The 20,162-nt window shown below is 54.3% G+C and carries 14 protein-coding genes; 3 read left to right on the top strand and 11 right to left on the bottom strand.

What is annotated here, in order from left to right:
- Positions 1 to 48 precede the first annotated feature (48 nt).
- The 7 genes from ARC85_RS15200 to ARC85_RS15170 form a co-directional block, all read right to left on the bottom strand.
- Positions 49 to 855 (bottom strand): hypothetical protein, encoded by an 807-nt coding sequence (locus ARC85_RS15200; protein ID WP_011783305.1) that lies wholly within the window; start codon positions 853 to 855, stop codon positions 49 to 51.
- A gap of 19 nt (positions 856 to 874) precedes the next feature.
- The gene (locus tag ARC85_RS15195; protein ID WP_011783306.1) at positions 875 to 1,273 is read right to left on the bottom strand and encodes a hypothetical protein; all 399 of its coding nucleotides are present in this window, start codon (positions 1,271 to 1,273) and stop codon (positions 875 to 877) included.
- Between the two features lie 35 nt (positions 1,274 to 1,308).
- A complete protein-coding gene (locus ARC85_RS15190; protein WP_011783307.1) occupies positions 1,309 to 1,923 on the bottom strand; it encodes a hypothetical protein in 615 nt (204 codons plus the stop codon).
- 15 nt (positions 1,924 to 1,938) lie between these two features.
- Positions 1,939 to 3,525 (bottom strand): peptidoglycan-binding domain-containing protein, encoded by a 1,587-nt coding sequence (locus ARC85_RS15185; protein ID WP_011783308.1) that lies wholly within the window; start codon positions 3,523 to 3,525, stop codon positions 1,939 to 1,941.
- An 87-nt stretch (positions 3,526 to 3,612) separates the two neighbouring features.
- Positions 3,613 to 5,160, bottom strand: a complete 1,548-nt coding sequence (locus tag ARC85_RS15180; protein WP_011783309.1) for a DotG/IcmE/VirB10 family type IV secretion system protein — start codon at positions 5,158 to 5,160, stop codon at positions 3,613 to 3,615.
- A gap of 2 nt (positions 5,161 to 5,162) precedes the next feature.
- Positions 5,163 to 6,158 carry a DotH/IcmK family type IV secretion protein gene (locus ARC85_RS15175; protein ID WP_011783310.1) on the bottom strand — a complete coding sequence of 332 codons (996 nt, stop codon included), beginning with the start codon at positions 6,156 to 6,158 and terminating at the stop codon, positions 5,163 to 5,165.
- A gap of 2 nt (positions 6,159 to 6,160) precedes the next feature.
- The gene (locus ARC85_RS15170) at positions 6,161 to 6,982 is read right to left on the bottom strand and encodes a DotI/IcmL family type IV secretion protein (protein WP_157680750.1); all 822 of its coding nucleotides are present in this window, start codon (positions 6,980 to 6,982) and stop codon (positions 6,161 to 6,163) included.
- 204 nt (positions 6,983 to 7,186) lie between these two features.
- On the opposite strand from ARC85_RS15170, the gene ARC85_RS15165 reads away from it, so the two are divergent.
- Together ARC85_RS15165 and ARC85_RS15160 are read left to right on the top strand one after the other, a co-directional pair.
- Positions 7,187 to 8,446, top strand: a complete 1,260-nt coding sequence (locus ARC85_RS15165) for a hypothetical protein (RefSeq protein ID WP_049756953.1) — start codon at positions 7,187 to 7,189, stop codon at positions 8,444 to 8,446.
- 128 nt (positions 8,447 to 8,574) lie between these two features.
- Positions 8,575 to 9,288 carry a hypothetical protein gene (locus ARC85_RS15160; RefSeq protein ID WP_011783313.1) on the top strand — a complete coding sequence of 238 codons (714 nt, stop codon included), beginning with the start codon at positions 8,575 to 8,577 and terminating at the stop codon, positions 9,286 to 9,288.
- 87 nt (positions 9,289 to 9,375) lie between these two features.
- On the opposite strand, the gene tnpA is transcribed toward ARC85_RS15160, so the two are convergent.
- On the bottom strand, positions 9,376 to 9,813 hold the full coding sequence (gene tnpA / locus ARC85_RS15155) for an IS200/IS605 family transposase (protein ID WP_236079011.1): 438 nt from the start codon (positions 9,811 to 9,813) through the stop codon (positions 9,376 to 9,378).
- 22 nt (positions 9,814 to 9,835) lie between these two features.
- Between tnpA and ARC85_RS15150 the strand changes: the two genes are divergently transcribed.
- Positions 9,836 to 11,104, top strand: coding sequence for an RNA-guided endonuclease InsQ/TnpB family protein (locus ARC85_RS15150; RefSeq protein WP_011783315.1), 1,269 nt, complete (start codon positions 9,836 to 9,838; stop codon positions 11,102 to 11,104).
- A gap of 146 nt (positions 11,105 to 11,250) precedes the next feature.
- On the opposite strand, the gene ARC85_RS15145 is transcribed toward ARC85_RS15150, so the two are convergent.
- From ARC85_RS15145 to ARC85_RS15135, 3 genes are read right to left on the bottom strand one after another with little or no spacing between them, the layout of a single operon-like run.
- A complete protein-coding gene (locus ARC85_RS15145; protein WP_011783316.1) occupies positions 11,251 to 12,867 on the bottom strand; it encodes a hypothetical protein in 1,617 nt (538 codons plus the stop codon).
- Positions 12,864 to 14,396: an EAL domain-containing protein gene (locus ARC85_RS15140; protein ID WP_157680749.1), complete on the bottom strand. Its 1,533-nt coding sequence runs from the start codon at positions 14,394 to 14,396 to the stop codon at positions 12,864 to 12,866. Before ARC85_RS15140 ends, ARC85_RS15145 begins: the two co-directional genes overlap by 4 nt.
- A gap of 5 nt (positions 14,397 to 14,401) precedes the next feature.
- On the bottom strand, positions 14,402 to 20,101 hold the full coding sequence (locus tag ARC85_RS15135) for an LPD1 domain-containing protein (protein ID WP_286715333.1): 5,700 nt from the start codon (positions 20,099 to 20,101) through the stop codon (positions 14,402 to 14,404).
- Positions 20,102 to 20,162: the final 61 nt, after the last annotated feature.

The following is a 20,162-nucleotide window of genomic DNA, read 5'->3' as shown; positions in this document are numbered from 1 at the left end:
GGGGTAGGTTGCTTTACTTCGCAGACCGGAAATTGGGTGGACGATGGCTTAGCGGCTATTTTCGCTCAATGCCTGCTCAAAAAAGGTGCTGTATCGTTTGATCCAGGGGTTTCCCGTCGAGGTAGGCGACCGGTCTTCTTGGTTGGGATTTTTGTGTGCTGTGCTCCCCCAGTATCCAAACAAGGGGCGAAAACTGTCAGCCGATGGCCAGAACCGAAGATGTTGGGCGAAGCGTTGTTGGTAGATGCGCCTTTCCCGGGCTGGGAGGCGTCTGAGGGTATCCAGCCAAACCTGGGCGTCCCACTCAGTATCCTCTGGCAGTGCCAGGACTTCCGATAAAATACCGTGGTTCCCCATCTCCTCTTCAATCACCAGCATCGCCTCGCTTGCGCGGCCAAGGGTTGGGATATGGTGATCGCCTTTCGGCTGGCTATCCGCGACGGCGAGTGTTCGAAAAAGCGTGATGAGCTCACCTTGTGAGGCCCATGGGGCAAAGATCAGGCTGCCACGCTTGTAGTTGATTGCAAGATCTACGTGTTTTGACCAGTAAATCAGGGGGCAGACGACCTGCACAGTCTTCGGTGTGACTCCAAGCTTCTGCAGTCGCTCCTGTATTGCTCGGGCAGAGAGCGGTTGACCGTGTTCGTCGGTATCTCTTGGCTCGATCATTAGGGGGGTTGCCCTTCCCCCGCTGCTTGAATCGCTTTTCATGAGGGGGTATGGGTAGCCGGACACCTGGCATTGGTGTCCGGTCGCCGCCGCCAGCTTCATGGCCAATGGTTGAAACTTCTTTCCGAGCGTTTGCGGGAGAAGTTTTTGAGCAACCGTAGTCGAAAAAAGCCGGGGCGTCTTCATGGGTGGGCTTTCCTGCCGATTAAATTACAGATTCGATGGCTTTCTCGGTGTCCTCTCCGGAAACCGATTCACCGACCGCGGCAACGAAGGGGATCAGCAGGATCAGGAGAACACCGCCGATAATGACGTACATCTGAAATGTCGGCTCACGCTGATTCTTCTTCGCGGATACCCAGCTAAGAATGCCGAAACCAGCCATGGCGATGCCCACGCCAGCGAGAATCGCAATGATGATCGGGACGGCCAGGGCAAACTCGTTGCCAATATTGATGATCCAGTCTGAAAGGGCTGCGTGACCCGTCGCGGGGATCAGAGCGGTAAGTGTTACAGCGGCCCAAATTTGGGCTACGCGCACGCCAATCTTCCTGTCAGCAGGGTGCATGGTGCCGAAGCGGTTAGGTTTCACTTTAGATTGCATCGTGTACTTCCTCACGGGGTGGTTTTTGCTTTGGGTTAAAGGTTGAGGTCACTTGAGAACTTGCCTGCTCCACCGGTGACCGATTCAAAAACGTCATCAATGAAAAATTGGGCGAATGTTAAGACCGTTGCGGCAGCCAGGCGCGACAGGCCAGCCTTGGCAAGCTGGTAGCCGTCTTGCTGTGGGTCTCCGCATCTGGCAAACGCGAACATTGCTCGGAATGCTGTGATCCATCCGACAAAGACCAAGAACGCCAGAATACCGAGCATCATCACCTGTTCCGGGGATGCCGCTCCCTGAATGGCCGCTGAGTACGTCATGGCCCTTGGCACCTTGCCGCCAGTTCGGTCGTCGCCAAATACTGACTCGCTCACCTCCTGCATGAAGGGGACAAGGAGAATCGTCACGGGACCTATCAGTGCCCGCCAAGCAATGCTTGATGGGTTGATCTGTTGGGCGTACTGCGGATTCTTCATCTTCATCATTTTCAGAATCGCTGATGCAGAAATCATCAATCCAACGCCCGGGACGATGATCGTCAGCAAAACCGTTTCGATCTTGCCGAACTCTGCCGCCAAATTCGCAATGTATGAGATGAAGTTGCTATCACTTGATAGCAGCCCGTCCAGTATTTGTTGAAGATCGAACATGGTATTTTTGCGTCCTTACCGGCGCGTAATTACACCATTTGGTGTGATTACGTGGAGCTTTTCAGGATCAAGCGCAGTGACTTGGCCCATTCCAGGTATTTCGCTGCCAACCTTGACCACAAATGACATACCGTCCGGCCGATACAGAATTGCCTTGATGGGCGTAACCCCTCGAACAAACCACTGCTCACCGAATGCTTCGGCCGCTTTTTCTTGCCTGGTTACCGCAATTGTTGGTTCCTTTGAGGATGACGTATCGTCCTGGGCATAGGAGCCGCTGTACTTCTTCGGGTTTTCCAGTGCTGCCAGGGTTTCAGGGTTCAGCCAGCCGGTGATATCAAGACCGTGCTCTTGCTGTAATCGCTTGATCGCCCATCGTGTCTGTTTGCCGAAAATTCCATCTACTGGGCCTGGGCGATAGTTCAGGGCCTTGAGGGTTTCCTGAAGCTGTTTCACTTCTTTCGGCGACTTCGGGGGTTTGGTCTTTATGTCGGCCACTTTATCCGCCTGTGGTGCTGTTTCGTTGTGCTTGACCGCCTGTTCCTTTGAATCTTGCTCCAGCCGCAGCTCAAGGCGCGCAACGCGCTTGTCCAGATCTTTGAGGTCCCGACGTGTTTCGCGCTGGTATCCGTTCAGATCGTTCCGTACGTTCGCCAGTTGTTGGCCGTTCTGTTGCGTCATATTCATCAATACAGAGAACGCCTTGCGTTGCTCTTTCAAGGCCTGCGCATACTCGGGCTCAGCATCCACAACACGGCGCGTTGCCGGGTCTTGAATGGTGGGCTGTTCGCTCGTAAACGAATCGTCTGAGATCGTTGGAGGCAGATCTATCCTGCCGGCGCCACCGTTGTTCCCGCCACTTCCGGTTACCGGTGGCGTTTGGCTGGGCGGCATACCAGTATTCGTCGGCGCAAGTGGCTCATCCGGTAGATCCAGTTGTGATGGCGCTTCAACGCCTGCCATCTGCTCAGGGATATCTGAAAGATCTTCGCGGGTTGTGACTCGATCATCGATCGCTGATGGCTCTGGGAAAGGGCTAATTTCAATTGGCCCATTCTCCCGGCGAGAACCGGTGCCAGTTTGTTGCGTCGTTGGCACCCCAGCATTTGCCGTGGGGCCAGCTTTGGGTGCCGGCATTGGAGGTTCTGGTGCTGGAGGTGGTGTTGGCAGTTGCCGAGTCTCTGTACTTGCTGCTGAATTGCCCCCGGTGTCTGGCATGGCCCAATAGCCAAGGCCGCCCGCTGCTGTTGCGGCAACAAGCGCGAGGCCTACCCATGCTTTCCAGCCGATAGATGCTTCCTCTTGGGAATCCGCATCTTCATCAGAGAGGTCATAATCGCCAGGAGACTCCGACGCTTCCTGGTATTCGTCTTGGTGCTGCTCATCACCAAGGTCAAACTCATCTGACTCAGATGCAAACAGATCGGATTCGTCGGTGCCTGACATGTCAAGAACATCGTCCTCACTCAGATCGAATCCTTCATCGTCCTGAGTAAGAAAACCGTCATCGCTGTGCGGGTCATCCGGGATCTGGAACTCATCGGCATCCGGATTAAATTCATCGCCGCCGTGGTTCAAAAAGTCATCATCTCTATCCGACATGCTTCACTCACCTGTCCATTTATAACTCGGTATAGGATACCCTGTGCAACATTAGCCGTGGGTACCCTGCTTTAATTCGCAGAGCAATTATTGGATTGGGTCACCGTAACCTTGGGCTTCCCGTTTTTCCTGGGCGCGACGCTTCTTCGAGATATCGGTGTTGAGTTCGCAAACCGTATCTTCAAAAAGAACGCCAGCCTCTTCGTTTGGGTCGAGCGTCACGGTAATTGGGCGATTGATGTTGTCCCTGAATGTTTCCTCAAACAGCGCGCCGAATTCACCCAACACTGTCCAGGTGACCTGCTTTCCGTCGGGCTCTCTGTTTTGGGTGCTGCGAGTGCCGTCTGGCGTGACGGTTTCGCTGATTTGTGCACGGTTTTCTGCCAATGTCTGAAATGCGCTCAGAATCGTCCCCAGGCCGAAGCCGCCGTAGCGATAGATAATGTGGTAATCCACGTTAGAGGCCATGGCCCAGAGCGTGGTGTTAGGGTCAAGCACGTAACCGTTAACTGCGTAAGATTGGCCATCTGGATCAAATAGAGTGTCGATGGTTAGTTTCATCTTGGCGCCAAGCTCATTCAGCTCAAATGTGCCCATTCCGATGTAGCCGCGCAGATTGCCTTCCAGGAACGTCATGCGAACAGGGCCTTGAAAGTCCGTGTTAAGCGCAATATCTGTTTGTGCGTACCGGATTTCGCCACCTTTCACGAGCGGTATCTCGCACTGACCTGAGCTTCCGGCGCTTTCACCTTTGACGACGCCGGCCGTTCCGTCCTGATTTCTTTGGATTCGGAGTGGGTCTGGCGTACCACTTTCATTGGCTGCCACTCTGGTAAACGCCAGACCAGCGCTTGAGGCAGGGGTGCTTTCAAAATTGATCAACTCTACCGCTGCCGCAAATCGTCGATTTCGGTATTCCTCATGTTCAGCGACGATGAGTCGGCTCTGTTCTTCTTTCTTCTTCAGGTACTCCCTTCGCTCCTGGGGGGTCATGCTTGCCAAAAGGGCCTGCTCTGAGTCGGCGCCAGGCGCACCATTACCTTGGACCGCTGCATAGATCGGTTCTCCTTCTTGCGTGTACCCGACAATCTGGCCACGCTCAGGGGTATCGCTATAAATCGGCGTTCCGTCCGATGTGTATCCGATGATTTTGTGCGATTGGGCAACCTCAATGCACAGCGGTTCGCCACTCCGGGTGTAACCGGCAATCTTGCAGTCTTTTTGAAGTCCTGCAGCTCCAGCTTGGTGTTTCTTCGTGCGCTCTTTTTCCTCGCTAATTGGGTTTCCGTTGCGATCCACGTCAATCAGGACGACATCATCAGGTGTTGGTTGGCCAAGGCGGCCTTCCTCTGCGGCGCGCGCGTTAAATTCATCCAGAGCCTCACGCGCTTCGGGTGCCAGGTTCTGCGACGTAAGGTCTGGCCGGATACCCTCTGTTTTCTGGGCTTCCACATCGCTTTCGCCGGATGCTGCTCGTTGGGCGGCTGTGATTTCCCGCTCCGGGGCTTCGGGATACAGTGCGCTGTATGCGTAATACCCAATCACCGGGACTATGAGTAACAGTACCCCAACAAAGATGAGCGCAGGCCGACCTTCCTTTGAGAACAGGAATTCTCTGGTAGATTGCTCCGACATAATTACTCCTTGAAGGTCAGGTAGACCCGGCTACCTTCGTTGTTGAGGGCCATAACGGGGTTTATGCGTGGAATGATGTATATGCGAACGCCATCCTGTAATGGTGTGACGCCTCGGCCGCCCGCCCGGGGACCCGGAGAAACCAGGTTGTAGTCGGTCATTACATACATATATTTCGGTTTTCCGATCTCAATCCAGGCATCCACTGACCTGTCGGAGCTTTTAAGCTTCTTGAATCCCTCTGGCGTCACCTTGTAAGCAAGCTTGTTCAGGATCATGTCAAGGTTGCTTGAGCCTTCCTCGCTTTGGCCTGTGGGATTCAGGGTTTGGGCGGTGTTTGTCTGACCGCGAGAGGCCAGCAAAACATCCTCCGTCTGTGAGTTCGGGCCTCGCTCTGTAACCCGGATGTGTTTGAGTGCGTGATAGTTGCCTGAGCTACCAGAAATTGTCATGGTGACCGGAAGCGTCAATCCTTCCAGGAACACAGATACCGATTTCCGGCCGGCGCTGTTCTTTGCGTAAATCACGAGTGAATTCGATGTTCCCGAAGGTTGCTCAATCGTCGCCAGCGAGGTTGTTTGACCGATGTAGCTGATTGGCCATGGGGCCCCTGTGATGTCAGTAAACACCACGCTCGTGGGGTAATCCGGCGTGACCTTGATCTCTGGGATTGTGTCTGCATTGGCGCTCACTTGTACCAGCTCTCGGATTGGCTCTACATTCCTGAGGGGTTTGTAAGTCGCTTCTTGGTCTTCAAGCTGCCGCTGCCGAATCTCGAGCTTTTCTTCCGGCGATAGCGGGAAAAGTAGGTCCATATCTCTGGGTAGGTTTTGTAGATCAATGCCCTTTCTCAGAACTGGCTGTGTGTTCTCGTTCAAGTCGTACCTGTTGTCGTCTTTTTCAGCCTCGCTGGCGCCGGCGCCCACTGGAAGAGATGCGCTCACCGCAAGAACGCTGGCCATGAAAAGGATCTGTTTGAGGATTTGGTTATGATCCATGATTATCTCCGAGGCTGAACTGCATACTTCGCAAGCATGAGGCCCGCGTCGTACTCAAGAATGTTTGCTCGGACGATCCATGCCGTGAAAAGGATGTCCTGATTGATTCGGCGGCGCTGTCCGTCTTTGACTTCACCGGAGTCGTAAACCAGGGTCATTGGAATCTCGACAATCCAAAGTCGGCGACCTTTGGTGATCGTTTCATTGACTACAACCGGCTCGTCCACAATGTTGGCGCGTAGAATCAAAAAGTCGTCCAGCACTTTCTTCAGGATTCCAGAGCTTTCAAGGTCGGTCTGGAATTTCTCAAGGGTGACCTGCTGCGTATAGTTCCGGGCTTTATTGAGTTCGGATCGATAGTTGGCGTAGTTCCAGTCGTACAGGTCTGGAATGTTCCGTCGAACCCAGTCCATCAGTAGTTGGCGGGATTCAAGCGGCTTGTCCAGCAATGGCAACTCCTGAATCCGGCCGTCCACGGTCATTCCGAGAAGCTTTGGTTCTGGCTGGCTGGCTTGAAGGGCTGCATTCCACACAATCAGGGCTGCGCAAAGAACCAGGAGTCCCAGCAGTGCTCTGCCCTTGAAGCGAGAAAGTTTTGACTCAGCGACCGTCACAGCGGCCAGCGCCTCGGCGCCGTATATCATGGGCACATCCTCTGTCCCCGTGCGCTTTGGTTTTACTGACCCGGCCTGCTTTTTAGGTCCGTTAGTCTTGTTCGCGCTCTGGGCGTTCGAGGGTGAAGGCCTTTTGATTCCTGCTTTATTAGGCGAGGGTTTCTGAGCGGGCGTTCGTCTTTGCTGGGGCTTTGCGGGTTTATCAGCCATTGCAGTCCATTCCAGGTTATTCGGTTTGGCCTATAATAACTCATGCGATACGCCGGCAGCGCACCGAGCTTTAGACTGCACCCCAGCAATGACCAAAGAATTGTGCGAATGAAGTAATGAGTCACCGGGGATGGGGCTGGACTGTTATCCTATGTGCCACTGTAACTCGTTTTGAAATTCGTGAACCCGCTCCCGGAGCCTATCATGCTGAATATTGTTTCCCCGTCATCCTCGCTGTTCCGAACTATTCGAGCCACTGCCCTGACGCTTACGATTGGGATGGGTGTCGGTGGCGCGCCCGTTATGGCTTCCGAGTCCCAAGATCCCAAGGTTGCCATTCGAGCTGTGCAGTCAACCCTGCCCTCAGTCGCAATTCTTGGCCAGAAAGCAGGGCCTGCAGGTTCGACCGAGGTATTTATTCAAGTGCCCGGCGTATTGAATATGCAGAGTGTGTATGTCCTTGGTGATGGCAAGACAGTGATTTCGGGAGTCGTCGTTCCGCCAATTGAGAATGGATACCCGGGCGCCCAGCTCTCTTTGCCAGATGGCAATGCAACCGTGAATCCCAGAGCGCCGCGCTCCGGAGCTCAGCAGCTTAATGAGGTATTGGGTATTACGCCCCCAACACCTGCAGCTATGTCCGGTGGTGACAAGGCCAATGATTTCTCGGTACCGCCGGTGCCAGCTCAGCATTCTGCACCTGTTCCCGGTAGTGGTGCTGATGTGCGCACCGTTGGTGATGAAATTGCGTCCTCTCCTGTTAGCGCTCCTGTTGTCGCGCCAACAGTTGCCCGCTCGGAGGGTGCTCCTTCGCAGGCTTCAAACGTCGACAATTTGAGCTCTAATGGTGGGATTTTGATTGAGTCGCTGGCGGATGTTGCTCAGACGGGGGCGTTTAGCAAGGTCGTGGGCCATGCTCTCGATAATAACTCTGACATCCTGGCGGTGAAGGAACTCGCGGGTAAATCTGGGCAAACCGAGGCGTATCTTGATCTCGTTAAATCCTTGCCCGCAATTGTCCAGGGAGACTCGGATCGGAAGGTCTACGTGATGTTCGACCCGAACTGTCCTGTTTGTCATCGGTATTACAGTGAGTCAAAGGCGCTTGTCGATGTCGGAGAGCTGGAGATTCACTGGATTCCTTCTATTGTGTTTGCGGATACACGCTCAAGCTTGACCGCCAGCGCAGCATTACTTGCCGAAGCTCAGCGTAGCGACGGTGATCCTTTGGCTATGTTGCACCAGGTCATGACAACCAATACTTATGCTCAGCGTATCGACTCCGCACCGAATGTCGATCGCCTGGTTCCGTACCTTGATGCCGTGGCCAAGAACACTGCTGTTATGGTTATGGCGCGGGCAGAAACCCCCCTGCTGGTTTTCGAGGACACCAGCGGAGCGCTCAAAATCAGCGCTGGCATCCCCCGTAATGGATATCATGAGCTGATTCAGCGAGAAGGCTGATTGAAAGTAGGTTCGCCAAGGCCCAAAAAAAGGGGTAGGCCATACTTCTGATTGGTCTACCTCTTTTTTTGTAGCAGACTGAACGTAATGAAACATTGTCTGGCCTGATGGCTGGTTCGGAGTCCGAAATGAATATCTCCCCACAAGCATCCGACAAGCTCTATCTCACCGATCGCGAAAACGCAGAGTGGGAGGCTAATGGGTTTGGCTTCAAGAAAAATCTGAAGCTCAAGGTGAAGCGCATGAAGGAGTCCGTGAAGGCCCGACGTGATATTTCCGTTGGTGACTACCGCACTTTGCTGAGGGACCGCCAGCGTCGGATGGAGCTGATCACCCTGGCGCGGCCGATCTTCCTCGACAACGACAAGCTGTTTCGTATTGGTGTTCCGGCGCATCTTATGCAGGATTTCTACGGTGACCTGCAGGCCGGTGACCATATTTACGGCGGTTACACTGCAGCGAAAGAAGCCCTTGATCATCTCGCCGAAGCGGTCTTTACGCACAATGCCTCTCGGCAAGATATTGTCCAAAAAGGCTTTTGGGCGGGCGGTATGACTCGAGGCCAGCTTGAAAAGGCCGAGATGTGCATTGATTACGTAATCTGGCGGTTAAAGCCCTATATGGAGGATCTGGCCGAGCGATTCGGTATTGCTGATTCAGACCAGCTGCACAAATCTCACCTTGTCGCAATTCGTGAGGTGGTCGACAAAGAGATGACCGTTCGCTCCTCCGTTCCCGGACGGGGAGGTTATGAGTGGCGCCTAGAAAGGAGTGATGCAGATCGCATGGCGCGACACTTCCCGAGAATCGCTCACCACATTCGGGCGGGAGAAGTTGCTTGAGGCGGTGTTACTTGGCCCTCTCTCCCATCAAAGTCACCGCAGGGTACCCACACCGAAAAAGGTGTGGGGTGAATGCGGTGCAAGGCGTTAGCCTTGCTGGTTTTCAATGTATTCTTTAATGACGGATAGTGGAGCACCGCCACAAGATGAGACGAAATACGCGCGACTCCAGAGGACTGGCTTTGAGTATGCTGCGACAAGATCGGCAAACTGCCGCCTCATTCGGCGTGACGAGACCGCTTTGAGGGAATTGATTAACCTGGTTAGCTGAATTGAAGGAGGATAGTTCACCAGCAGGTGTACGTGATCTGACTCTCCGTTGCACTCTTCAATCTCCACTCCGAACTCTGCACACACTTGCCTTGCGGCTTCTCGAAAGGCGTCGTGATGCGCGGGTGCAAAAATCTTTCTCCGATACTTGGTGACAAATACGATGTGAGCATGCAGGAGGTATGCTGCATGCCTATTTTTTTTGTACTGCACGCTCATTGCTATGACTGACCTTTGTGGTAGTATTGATGGCATCTAATGTACTACACACCGACCTATGATTATACGCCAAGGCTTCAAATTCCGTCTGGAGGCCAGTGACACGCAAGGCGCCCGCTTACGGGTGCTTTGTGGTCACGCCCGGTTTGTCTGGAACCAGGCCTTGGCGAAGTGTCATGAGGCGGCCGATGCCGAGGGTGAGTACGTGCCTCGGTACGAGACAATGGCCAAATGGGTCACGGCCTGGAAGCGTGAGCCGGACACCGAATGGCTGAAAGAGGCTTACACCGACAATCTGCAACAAAAGCTCAAAGACCTGGACACCGGCTGGCAACGGTATTTCAAGAAGGTGGAAGGCGCGCAACGCCCTCGCTTCAAGAAAAAGGGCAAGTCCCGCGACAGCGTTCGGTTCGTCAACTTCCAGAAATACTGCAAGATCGACAATCGGCGGGTGAAGCTGCCAGCCGGACTCGGCTGGGTGCGCTTTCGAAAATCTCGTGAGATCGTCGGCGCGATCAAGAACTGCACCGTTGGGTTCGAGGGCGGTCGCTGGTTCATCAGTTTTCAGACCGAGCGTGAGGTGTCCGAACCTGCGCACCCTTCCGCCTCGATGATTGGTGTGGATATGGGCGTTGCCCGCTTCCTCACGCTCTCCGATGGCACCTTTATCGAACCGGTCTCCGCGTTCAAAGTGAATCAGGGCAACCTTGCCCGGGCGCAACGCGCCCTGGCCCGCAAGGTGAAATTCTCGGCCAACTGGCAAAAACAAAAAGCCAAAATCAACCGTCTTCACAGCCGCATTGCCAACCTCCGGCGCGACACCCTTCACAAAGCCTCCACTCAGATCAGCAATAACCACGCGATGATCGTGATCGAGGATTTGAAGGTTGGAAATATGTCGCGCTCGGCCAAGGGCGATGTGGACAATCCGGGCGTGAACGTCAAAGCCAAGTCCGGGCTAAACCGAAGCATTCTGGATCAGGGCTGGTACGAGTTCCGGCGACAACTGGAATACAAGCAGGCGTTTCGGGGTGGCGGTGTGCTGGCCGTGCCCGCACACCACACCAGTCAGACCTGCCCCGAATGCCAGCACGTCAGTCCGGATAATCGCACCTCACAAGCCCGGTTTGAGTGTGTAAAGTGCGGTTTCAAGGAGAATGCCGATTTGGTCGGTGCGATCAACATTCAAGCGCGAGGGCATCGCGTGTTAGCCTGTGGAGAGTTTGGGTTGCCGGACTCTGTGAAGCAGGAACCTGTGCGAAACCGTGAGGAAGTAGCACCCAGCGCAGCGCACGCTGCGTTAGGAATCCCCCATCGACGTTGTTAGGTGGGGGAGGATGTCAATAGTTGAAAAGGGTCGGCTGCGTCGAAACCGGGCTGCAAGCTCTGGATGGGGCAAAGAACCCTGATCGTTAATGGTGTGTTGGTGTGGTAGTGGCGCCCCGATAATCGGGGCGCTCTTGTTTTGTCGGGTTACAGCCCGGGGCGCTGCCCGGTTTCCTCTGTTTCGTTTTGGTCTGGATTTGTTGGGGTCCGTGCAAGATCCTCGATCTGGCTTTGCTGGCGCGCCTTCTCAAGTTCCGTTCTGATGCTCTCCTGGACGCCGGCGACATTGTTCTGTCGGTGTTGCTGGTAGCTTACTCCTTCTTTGTCGATCGCGTTGTGCACAACCTGCTCGGTCAGTGTGTCGAGCTTCCTTTGGCTGCCAACTGCGGTATACAGGTGCTCCAGCGCGCTGGCCCGGTCCTTCGTTGATATCAAGGACATATCCGGATGCTGAATAACTCCGCTCACTCCCTCGGCAAGCTGCTCGCCAAGCTTACGGTTTTTGTTGATCGCTTTAGTTACTTTGGCCTTATCGGCCGGACTCCGAGTCGCCAGCTGTTCTCTGAATGAGTCCTGCGAATTGATAATAGGGGCGCCGACTTCGTGGGTTCCCAGGCCGTCGTTCAGGCTCTTCAGTGTTTGTTCGTCCGCGGTGTGAAATGTTTGGACGGCCTCATTTGATGCCTTGTGAACATTCTCGATGGCCTGGCGGAGCCTGGTGCTCAGGTCTTCGCTCGCGCTTTCTGCCCCGGTTTCGCTGACCGCGGCGCTCTGCTGTGAGGTCGACTCCGTGGTGGAAGGTATGTCCCGATCTTGATCGCCGCCGCGAGCTTGCTGGGCGGTCTTCTGCTGGGAATCCTTCGTAATCAGCTTGCTAATCTGCTCACCGGCTGCAATCACCTTCGATACCAGTGCTTTCACAAGTCGTGCAAAGACAGACAGGACGGCTCCAATGCCCTCCCCCACCCTGTTCAGTAGCTGCTCTCCGGGGAATGGTTTGTGAGCTTGCTGCTGTTGTTTGGCGTTTTCGTTCTGTTCATCTTCCTGATCCATGGCCTGGCGGATTCGTTCATCTGCAGACTTTTTCTGGCGCTTCTGGTTCTCGGTTTCTGGATCTTGGCCACTGATACGCTTGAGCCGATCTTCGGCAGAGCTCTTGATAAAGGTATCGAGAGGTCCTGCATCCTGAATCTGTTTCGGCGATTGAAGTGGGCGTACTGGCTTATCAGGGTTCAGTGCCATGCCCTGGCTGCCGGCGTCATACATTAAAGGTTTCGCCAGCCGCTCCCCTACCCGAGAGGCATATACATCTGCGTTGCTTCCAAGCTTTTCCAGGATTGCCGCTGCGTCAGGGCCGGCTGGCTCAAAGCGCTTGGTGGTCTTGTTGTAGTGGACCAGGTCAGCATCCTTCCCGGTAATCACCGGATCAAGCATGACCCTGTTCCGGAGGGCGGCAGCAGATTGTCGGGTTTCTTCGGTGATCGCAGGATTATTGACCTTTTCGGCTTGCAACGGTTGTGCAGGCTCACCGGAAAGCGGGATTACGCCCGCAGCATCTGCCGTTGCATCGGTTTGTGTGGCTCCGGCATCAGGGGCAGTCTGTTCTTGGTGAGACGGCTCTGCAGGGGTTTCGTCGTCAAAGTCATCCGCATTCTCAAAAAGAAGATCGTCATGGATTTCGTTTGGATCTTCCGACTCAGCGCTCTGGGCAAGAAGGTCGGTCATGTTGAGTTGCTGGTTGGATTCCGGTTTCTCGGCGCTCATTTATGGACTCCGTGCTGGCATGTATTTGAAAGATAGGATTCGCTGGTATTGAGGAATCGACTGCGAGCGTCGATCAGCCCTGAATTTTGTGAATTCCGGCCGCCTGAATTGAGTGTCCAGGCAAAGGCTTGGTTGAGGCCCCTGTCAGTGCTCTTTAATGAATGCTCAATTGCATTGACGCCTATTTGCTCGGCGATGCGCTGGATGCTGGGAGCGGCATTTGTGCCCAGCACAATTGCCATGCTCTCGTTCAGTTTGTTTCGGTACCGGATGATACTTTTTAATCGCTCTTCCGCCTCAGGTCCTTCGACAATGGGGCCGCTGATCCTGAAGCCTTGAACGCTCAAGCTGCTCAACGAGCTGAAATTCCCATGAATCGCCAGGTCGTCCAGTTCTGAATACACCTGTATACCTTGGGTCCGATGCATGTGGTGGATCCAGTTATTTATTCGGGACACCTCCATGCGCCCTGGTGTGACGCCATTATCTGTTCGGTGTCTCAGGTAGATTCGCAGGGCCCCTGTCAGCTTTCTGGGGTATAGGTTGAGTACATCGGAGAGGTCTTCAGGAAATTCGCTCCATGAAAGTACCGTCTCTGCATGGATCGGTACCCCAATTCGCATGTCCTTTGGGGTAAGGCCGTCTCTGGCTTGATTGGCCTCATGCAAAGCTTGATTCAGTAGCGCCGTGTCGAGCTCCCATGTCATTCCCAGGGAGGCGCACAGCGGTTCAACGGTCTCTCTAATCAATCCGGAGCCTCGTATCATTGTATCCAGGGAGATTAGCGAGGCGTTAATGCTGTCCACTCTCCTGGTGACCGGGTTAATGGCAGGCGTACCTTCAAGGCGTATGGTTTGGTTCTTGAACGTCCGGCGCAAAAGCCGACGCGTGCTGTCTTCATAGCACTCTTGTCGTTCCTGAGACGTTGCAGCCGGGTTATTCACTGAACTGGTTGGGCTGGTCAACCACATGGCTGATCGAAGCCCGCTACGCCCTTCACCGGCCGCACCGGTTACAGATGGTTTGCGTTGTTGCAAGTCGTTGATCAAGATCGCGGCCAGGTTCTGGTAATTCATCAGTTTCGGCTTCGTCACCATTGAAAAGATGGGTGCTACGCGGCCAAAAAAGACCTCATGGGTGAGGTTTCCGGATTCTGCCGGGTATACCAGACGGCTAAGGCTGGCGAATCGACGCGCTAACGATGATAGTCGGCTCTGGGCAATCTCGTGGCTGGCTTCGTATTTAAAGCCGATCAGGAGCATGTGAGTCGATGCCCATCCCGCTTTAATCTTGATCAGCTCATCTGTTTCCCAGCTGCGTGCATCCATCTGCAGGAGTTCATAGACTTTCGTGTGAAAAGCATGCGTAAAGCCGGCCGGCTGGCTATCTTTAACTTTCTGGAGGCCTTGAAACTCCATCAACGCAATGTGACCCTGAAAACAGTCGAGAATAAGGTCGCTTGGTCGCAATCCCGTCTCCAGGTATGCCATTTTCATATCGCTGTGCCTTGCTTCAACGTCTTCGTGCATGCCCATTACATTGATAACCCTGGTTCGATGTCGTCTTCCGGTTCAGACCAGTACCCGCTGGTTGAAAGGTCAGAGGGGGTCTGGCTCAAAACCTCTAACCTCTCCGGCTTTTTTTCATCGGTTTGACCGTGTGTGCCCGGTGACATGTTGATCGGAGGCGAGTCGGCGTTGGTTTGGAAACGAGCTGTCTGTTTCTGTTCCTCCCGCTCCCGAAGCTTGCCTTGGTAAAAAGCTTGGAATAGTTGCTCTGGCGTTTTAAAGCCGGCACCTTTCGCAATGGATGCCACCTGGTCAAAGAACGACTTTACTTTTCCGAACACCCCGACAGGCGGTTCCTCAATTTTTACGTCCAGCTTTCCTTTGACCCATAGTTCATAGGCATAGGCCTGCGCTTCGAGCGGATCCACATCAATGATGGCCAAGGCATCGTCGCGACCGTCATCAATAAGGGCCTGCTGTAGCCTTACGAATAACGGGGAGTCCTTCGCGAAGAACCGATCGAGCATGGTTTGCTCGCTTTTCTCCAACAGGTTGTCCTGGGCATAGTGGAATGCCTCGTGGTGCGCCGTATGGATTCCGGCACCGTAGGCAATGCTAATCACGGCTTGAAGGTTGCCCTCAGTATCGGTTTTCTTGCTGTAGCTCCCTGCAGCCTTGCGATTGAGTGGGTCGGTAATCCAGTCCTGGAATCGCACCCACACACTGTTGCCGCACATCCTTGCCACTTCACTGAGGACGCACTCGGCGATAACGGCATGGTCTCTGGGTGTGATTCTTTCCGCCAGCCCGGAGCCGGAACTGTAGAGCACCGGCATTTCGATCTCGCCAAGGTGGTCGTGGTGAACCTTTTTCTCTTTGGTTTCGAGTGTTTTGAACAGTTTGTTGAATGCGTCTTTAATCCGGTCAAGCTCGCTACCGGCCGGGTAAAGCTGCGCTCTCGCCATTACCCGATCAAGTTCTCGCGTCTTGCGGTATAGCTCTCTTGTGATCTCGTATCCGTCTCCGGTAAGGGACTCGGCGCCAGACGCCTTTCTCTCTGCAACTTGTGCCTTTAGGGCGTCCTTCGTTTTATCAGCGGCCTCACGAATCTCATGGGGCGTGAAGCCCCAAGTCTTCAGCTTGTCATCACGCACGAGGAAGTCATTTCGAAATCCTGGGAATTTCTCTTTCAAGGCCACGCTGACATAGGTTTCAAAAGCCCGCGCGAACAGTTCCTCAATGGTGGCCCAATACCGTTTATCAGGCTTTCTGCCATCTTCGTTGTCGGCGTGGATCGCGCCACTAACGAACAGGCTAACCTTCGGCTTGTCGCCCTCTACCGGGGTGTAGCGAATGCTCTTCAGCACCTCGGCGATTGCTTGTGCAACAGGCTCCCGAAGGTTTCCGGCAAGAACTTCTGAGGCGCTTTGGAGTTGGCGGTCCATGACGTTCGTAATATCGCCGGGGGCGCGGGAGCCCTCGACACCTCTGGATACGCGAAAGAGGTAGTTCGCAAAGGCGTGGCCGTACTCATGGGCCATTGAGCCGGCCCCCTTCATTCTGGTCAGGTTGATAGCGTTGTTTGCTGGTTCAAAGTGTGCCAGCGCAGCGCGGCGGCCGCCTTTGCCGCGTGATCCAAAGGCCAAACCGAGCGTTCCGCCGAGGCTAAGGGCTCTCGGGGGTACGTCCAGTAGTTTGGCCAGATCCATAAATCCGTCGTATGCCTCATTCAGATAGCGCGTACGGTCGGCCTGTGACATTGACTTACCGTACTCAATGCCCGAGAAACCAAATGTCGCAATAACAGTTTCCTCAGATACATCCAGGTCGGCCCGATAATCTTCACCACCTTTGCGAACCAAGCGCGAGAGCATAGGCATGGCGCCGGTCAGCTCCTGTTCCACCTCATCGGCATCAATCTCCTGATCCTGGGTGATTCCCCGTGGAATTGGGCGTCGGCCACTGCCAGGCTTGGCCTCTTTGATGTCCCAGACCTTATTGGCTCTTGATCGGCGTTCAGCTGCATGGTGAACAATGGAAAGAGCGAGTTCCTTGCGTGCGGGTATCCATTGAGAGCAAACGTCGTCACCAAGAATGATGTGTGCCTGTATACCGTACTGATCTGCTTCATTGCTGATCGACTGGTACAGTTTGGCCAGGGCGCCCTCACCATTTTTCAGAGAATCCAGCAGCTCCTGCTCGGTTCGAATGATGTCAAACTGATCGCGAACGCCAAGAATAAATTTTGCATACATCTGGTTGATGTAATCGAGATTCGCCGGTGGGGTCGGATTGAGCCGCTTTCTGAGCTCATCGAAAAACGCGGCAACGATCGGTTCCATGGGCTTGGCACCCTCATTGCGGTCATCCTCAGATGGGGCGCGCAGGAAGGCCCAGTCCGGGGCTTCCCAAAGCTTTGTCTTGGTGATGAACTTCTTTTGATCGGATGCGGATGCATCGGCAAGCGTGCCGAGCACTACAGATGTTTTCCCTCTCAGGTCTTTAACGGCCAGGCCGGCGACTTTGCCTTTGTCCTGGCGGGCGCCTCTACGCTTGGTTACCTGTTCATCATCAGTCGGTGCACCGGTTTTCCGTTGCGTTTTTGCTTTCAGCTCATTGAGGTACCGAATTGCCTCTGGGCGCAGCGTCTTGGCAAGGTCAAACACTGCGAAATGGAAGCCTTTTCGGCTGCGTGGGTAAGCCTTCTTGCAATTCAGAATACCGACTTCAACAGCCTCATCGCGATCATTGTTGGCCGCCAGCAAGTCGTCCTTCGTGACCACCTGGATGAAATAGCGGACATTTCGACCGGTTGATTTTGCCGCAACTACGAGCATTTCCGATTTGGCATCGTTGGCCAATTCTTCTATCAGCCGGTTCGCCATGCGCTCTGGGGTGGCAAGTTGCTGGAGAGGCTTGAAGTCCTGAATGAAAAGGCGCATCGCGTCTTCCAGGTCGCGGCGGGCACCGTCGCTATTTCTCCAAGCCGGGGATCCTGTGAGAAGGATCTGTTTGTTCTCTTCCACGAAGGCCGTAAATTCGCTCACTTGTGTGTACGCGGTGTCAACAAATTCATCCACGCGCATAATCTCTTCCAGGTTGCCAATGCCCGCTTGGGCGGAAAAACGGCTCGCTGAAATACGGTTGAGGTGCTGCAAGCTGTAGATGGCCGGTTTTATCTGGTCGATAGCTTCTGCGCGAATGACCTGATTGTTTTCTTCGAGGGGGCTTCCAAAGGTAATTGGGCTGACCCGATGAAGGTCAATCAGCTGACCGAGAGCTTCAATGGCCCGGCGCTCATTGGAGTTGATTCGGTCGGAATCCGAGATAACTGTCGGGACCCCTGTACTGATCGATGTGCCCTTTAGTCTTTCTTTGAAAAGATTGTGGGCGGTGGCCAGCAGTCCCACTTGAAATGGTTGACGTTTGTAGCCAACCGATAGAAGGCCGCTGGTGACTGAGAGTCTTGGCAACCCGTTCTTGATGATATGGGCTGGAATCCCCAGGTTTTGGAGCGCTTCACTGTCCTCTTGGCTGGGCTTCTCTGACAGTATGGTTGTATGAGCCAGGTCAATGCTCACCCCTTGCATTGCTGCAAGCTGACCAACCCATGAAAGGCGCTCCGAAAGGTCAATATTCAGTAATGCCAACAGCTCGGCTTTGCTGGCGGATATTCCGGATGCTTCTTCGATTACCGACAAAGTGACGAGAATCGGGTGATTGCTTTCCAGAATAGTGTCTGGGCTCACGTCGGCCAGATCAGCGATGGCGGTAATCATTGCATCGTTGCGCTCAGTTAGCTCGGCGACCCGAGCGCTTTGGCCATTGATGTGATTGGCTGCATCAGCATAGGTGCAGAATAGTTTGCCCTCCGTTGCCAGCATTACAGCTGCTTGGGCTTCGGCGGAGCGCATTTTTCTAACGGACGCGAGCGCGCAATTTCGCTCAATTTCATCCGGGCCTAGTTCTTCCCGGGTGTCACTGTAAATATCTCGGTATACATTCCGAACCAGGCTTTGCAACAAATTGTCGCTACCCACGTTAAAAGCGCAGGGGCTCAAAGTCAGGCTCTGTGATTTCAGTGACAGAGCGACGCTCTCCAGCTCAACCGCCAAGGATGGATTCGACTTGCGCATAGATGCCGAATACTGATTCATCCAGTCATTCAGTCGGTCGTTGATTTTCGGCAGCAATAACGGATGGAAGCCGACACGGCAGTATTCAAGTGCTTCAATCGCCTCGCGCATCTCAGTGTCGCTTCCCGGGTCAGCAGCTACGTAGTGACCGGCAGGCAATACAGCGAAGGCCGATTGAACGCCGCCAATCGTTTCCGGTTGCGCTGAATTAAACTCTTCGATCAGGGCGTCTCTGGCGATGACCTCTGCTTCCAGGATCGCCCTGTCATTATCCGGGTACTTGTAGAACTCACCACTCAGGTGGCGCCAGGATGCCATCAGGTCTACTCGGGACTCGCCTGGTGGTACCAGCAATGGGTGTTGCCCAATATTGCCACCTGAACGTGCGAACAATTGAACATCACTCACCAGCGAGCTCTTTAGCAGACCGCTGCGCTCGCGTTGGGCAAGCAGTCGGTTTGGCAGATCCGCCAGCGTGATCTTGGGCTGCGGAAGAAATGCCTGATGGTGTTCCTCTTGGGCGTGTTCTCCAAAAAGGGCTTGTTCGGCCAAATTTGTGGGTTCTGGTTTCTGGCTTTCGCTGACTTGAGGTGCGGGGTCGACAATATCTGAAGCCTTAACCTTAATGCGTCGCGGAAAATAGAAAGGCAAAGCGCTTGGTTGGCCGGCGGTGTCGTCAACCCCTACAACCCAGAGCTCACTTTCGTCTTCCGGCAAGCCAACAACGATTCCTCTGACCCGTGTGTTGTCTTCCATCCATGCAACTGGGGTTTGCAGCGACGGACGTTGATCATCGTTCGGCTGCGCCATTGATGGCAAGACGCTTGCTTCCAGTTCGGGGGATTCACCGCGAAACTCTGCCAATGATTGAAAAAGTGATTGGCAGTCTTCCGGCCAATCGCCTACGTAGGGACCGTACTCCATCATCCCGCGTTGGAGGCCCAGGCTCAGTATGGTTTCAGTAACTGCATTGATTTCACCGCTAAGCGCCTGGGTGACCCAAACCTGCAGGCGTACCGGGTTATTGATACCGCGGCTCCCCGCACTTGTCGGGCTACCGTCGACCAGATGGAGCAAGTCGGGGTTGAGGTCGTTTCGACGCTCGGCCAGAGAAATCTCAATTTCTTCTGCCAGAACCTCTGGCCGGGTTTTCCAGTAATCCCGGATTCCCGCCTGAACTTCCAGGGGAACGGCTGGCTTGAACTGGTCTCCCGGTTTGAGGATGGCCACCCGTTCAGCTGGCAGGGTGTCCAGAGGCAATCGAAGAATCTTGCCCATCATATCGACCATCCGTGGGGACGGGTACGACGGACAAATCAGGCGGCCGTTGCTGCCTTTGCGGAAGCCGACAGCCTCAAGCGCCTGTACTTGTAGTTCATTGAGTGCGCCAGGTGCTTGCACTTTGATAAGCGCGAGCCAAAGGCCGCCGTTGAGTAGTGGTGCAACCACAAAGCCCTGAGCTTTTCTGTCATCTGGCCAAAGCGCTGGCGGCTTGGAGGTGTCAAACTCAACTGCCAAGGTGCCATCCCCGTCTGGTAAGATGCCCCAAGACGGTTGCCAAATTGTTTTCAGGTCAGCTTGTGTGGCCACTCTTGCCTCCAAGTGTCGCATGGCAGTCATTAGTATGTATCACGCATTATACCGAATATGG

Origin of the sequence: Marinobacter sp. tcs-11, from assembly GCF_002049515.1 — a bacterium.
In the GTDB taxonomy this organism is placed as follows: Bacteria; Pseudomonadota; Gammaproteobacteria; order Pseudomonadales; family Oleiphilaceae; genus Marinobacter; species Marinobacter nauticus.
This window is presented reverse-complemented; position numbering and strand designations above follow the sequence as displayed.

Coding starts and splice junctions, on each gene's coding strand:
- ARC85_RS15200 (WP_011783305.1), bottom strand. CDS start 855: ATGAAGACGCCCCGGCTTTTTTCGACTACGGTTGCTCAAAAACTTCTC.
- ARC85_RS15195 (WP_011783306.1), bottom strand. CDS start 1,273: ATGCAATCTAAAGTGAAACCTAACCGCTTCGGCACCATGCACCCTGCT.
- ARC85_RS15190 (WP_011783307.1), bottom strand. CDS start 1,923: ATGTTCGATCTTCAACAAATACTGGACGGGCTGCTATCAAGTGATAGC.
- ARC85_RS15185 (WP_011783308.1), bottom strand. CDS start 3,525: ATGTCGGATAGAGATGATGACTTTTTGAACCACGGCGGCGATGAATTT.
- ARC85_RS15180 (WP_011783309.1), bottom strand. CDS start 5,160: ATGTCGGAGCAATCTACCAGAGAATTCCTGTTCTCAAAGGAAGGTCGG.
- ARC85_RS15175 (WP_011783310.1), bottom strand. CDS start 6,158: ATGGATCATAACCAAATCCTCAAACAGATCCTTTTCATGGCCAGCGTT.
- ARC85_RS15170 (WP_157680750.1), bottom strand. CDS start 6,982: ATGGCTGATAAACCCGCAAAGCCCCAGCAAAGACGAACGCCCGCTCAG.
- ARC85_RS15165 (WP_049756953.1), top strand. CDS start 7,187: ATGCTGAATATTGTTTCCCCGTCATCCTCGCTGTTCCGAACTATTCGA.
- ARC85_RS15160 (WP_011783313.1), top strand. CDS start 8,575: ATGAATATCTCCCCACAAGCATCCGACAAGCTCTATCTCACCGATCGC.
- tnpA (WP_236079011.1), bottom strand. CDS start 9,813: ATGCCATCAATACTACCACAAAGGTCAGTCATAGCAATGAGCGTGCAG.
- ARC85_RS15150 (WP_011783315.1), top strand. CDS start 9,836: ATGATTATACGCCAAGGCTTCAAATTCCGTCTGGAGGCCAGTGACACG.
- ARC85_RS15145 (WP_011783316.1), bottom strand. CDS start 12,867: ATGAGCGCCGAGAAACCGGAATCCAACCAGCAACTCAACATGACCGAC.
- ARC85_RS15140 (WP_157680749.1), bottom strand. CDS start 14,396: ATGCACGAAGACGTTGAAGCAAGGCACAGCGATATGAAAATGGCATAC.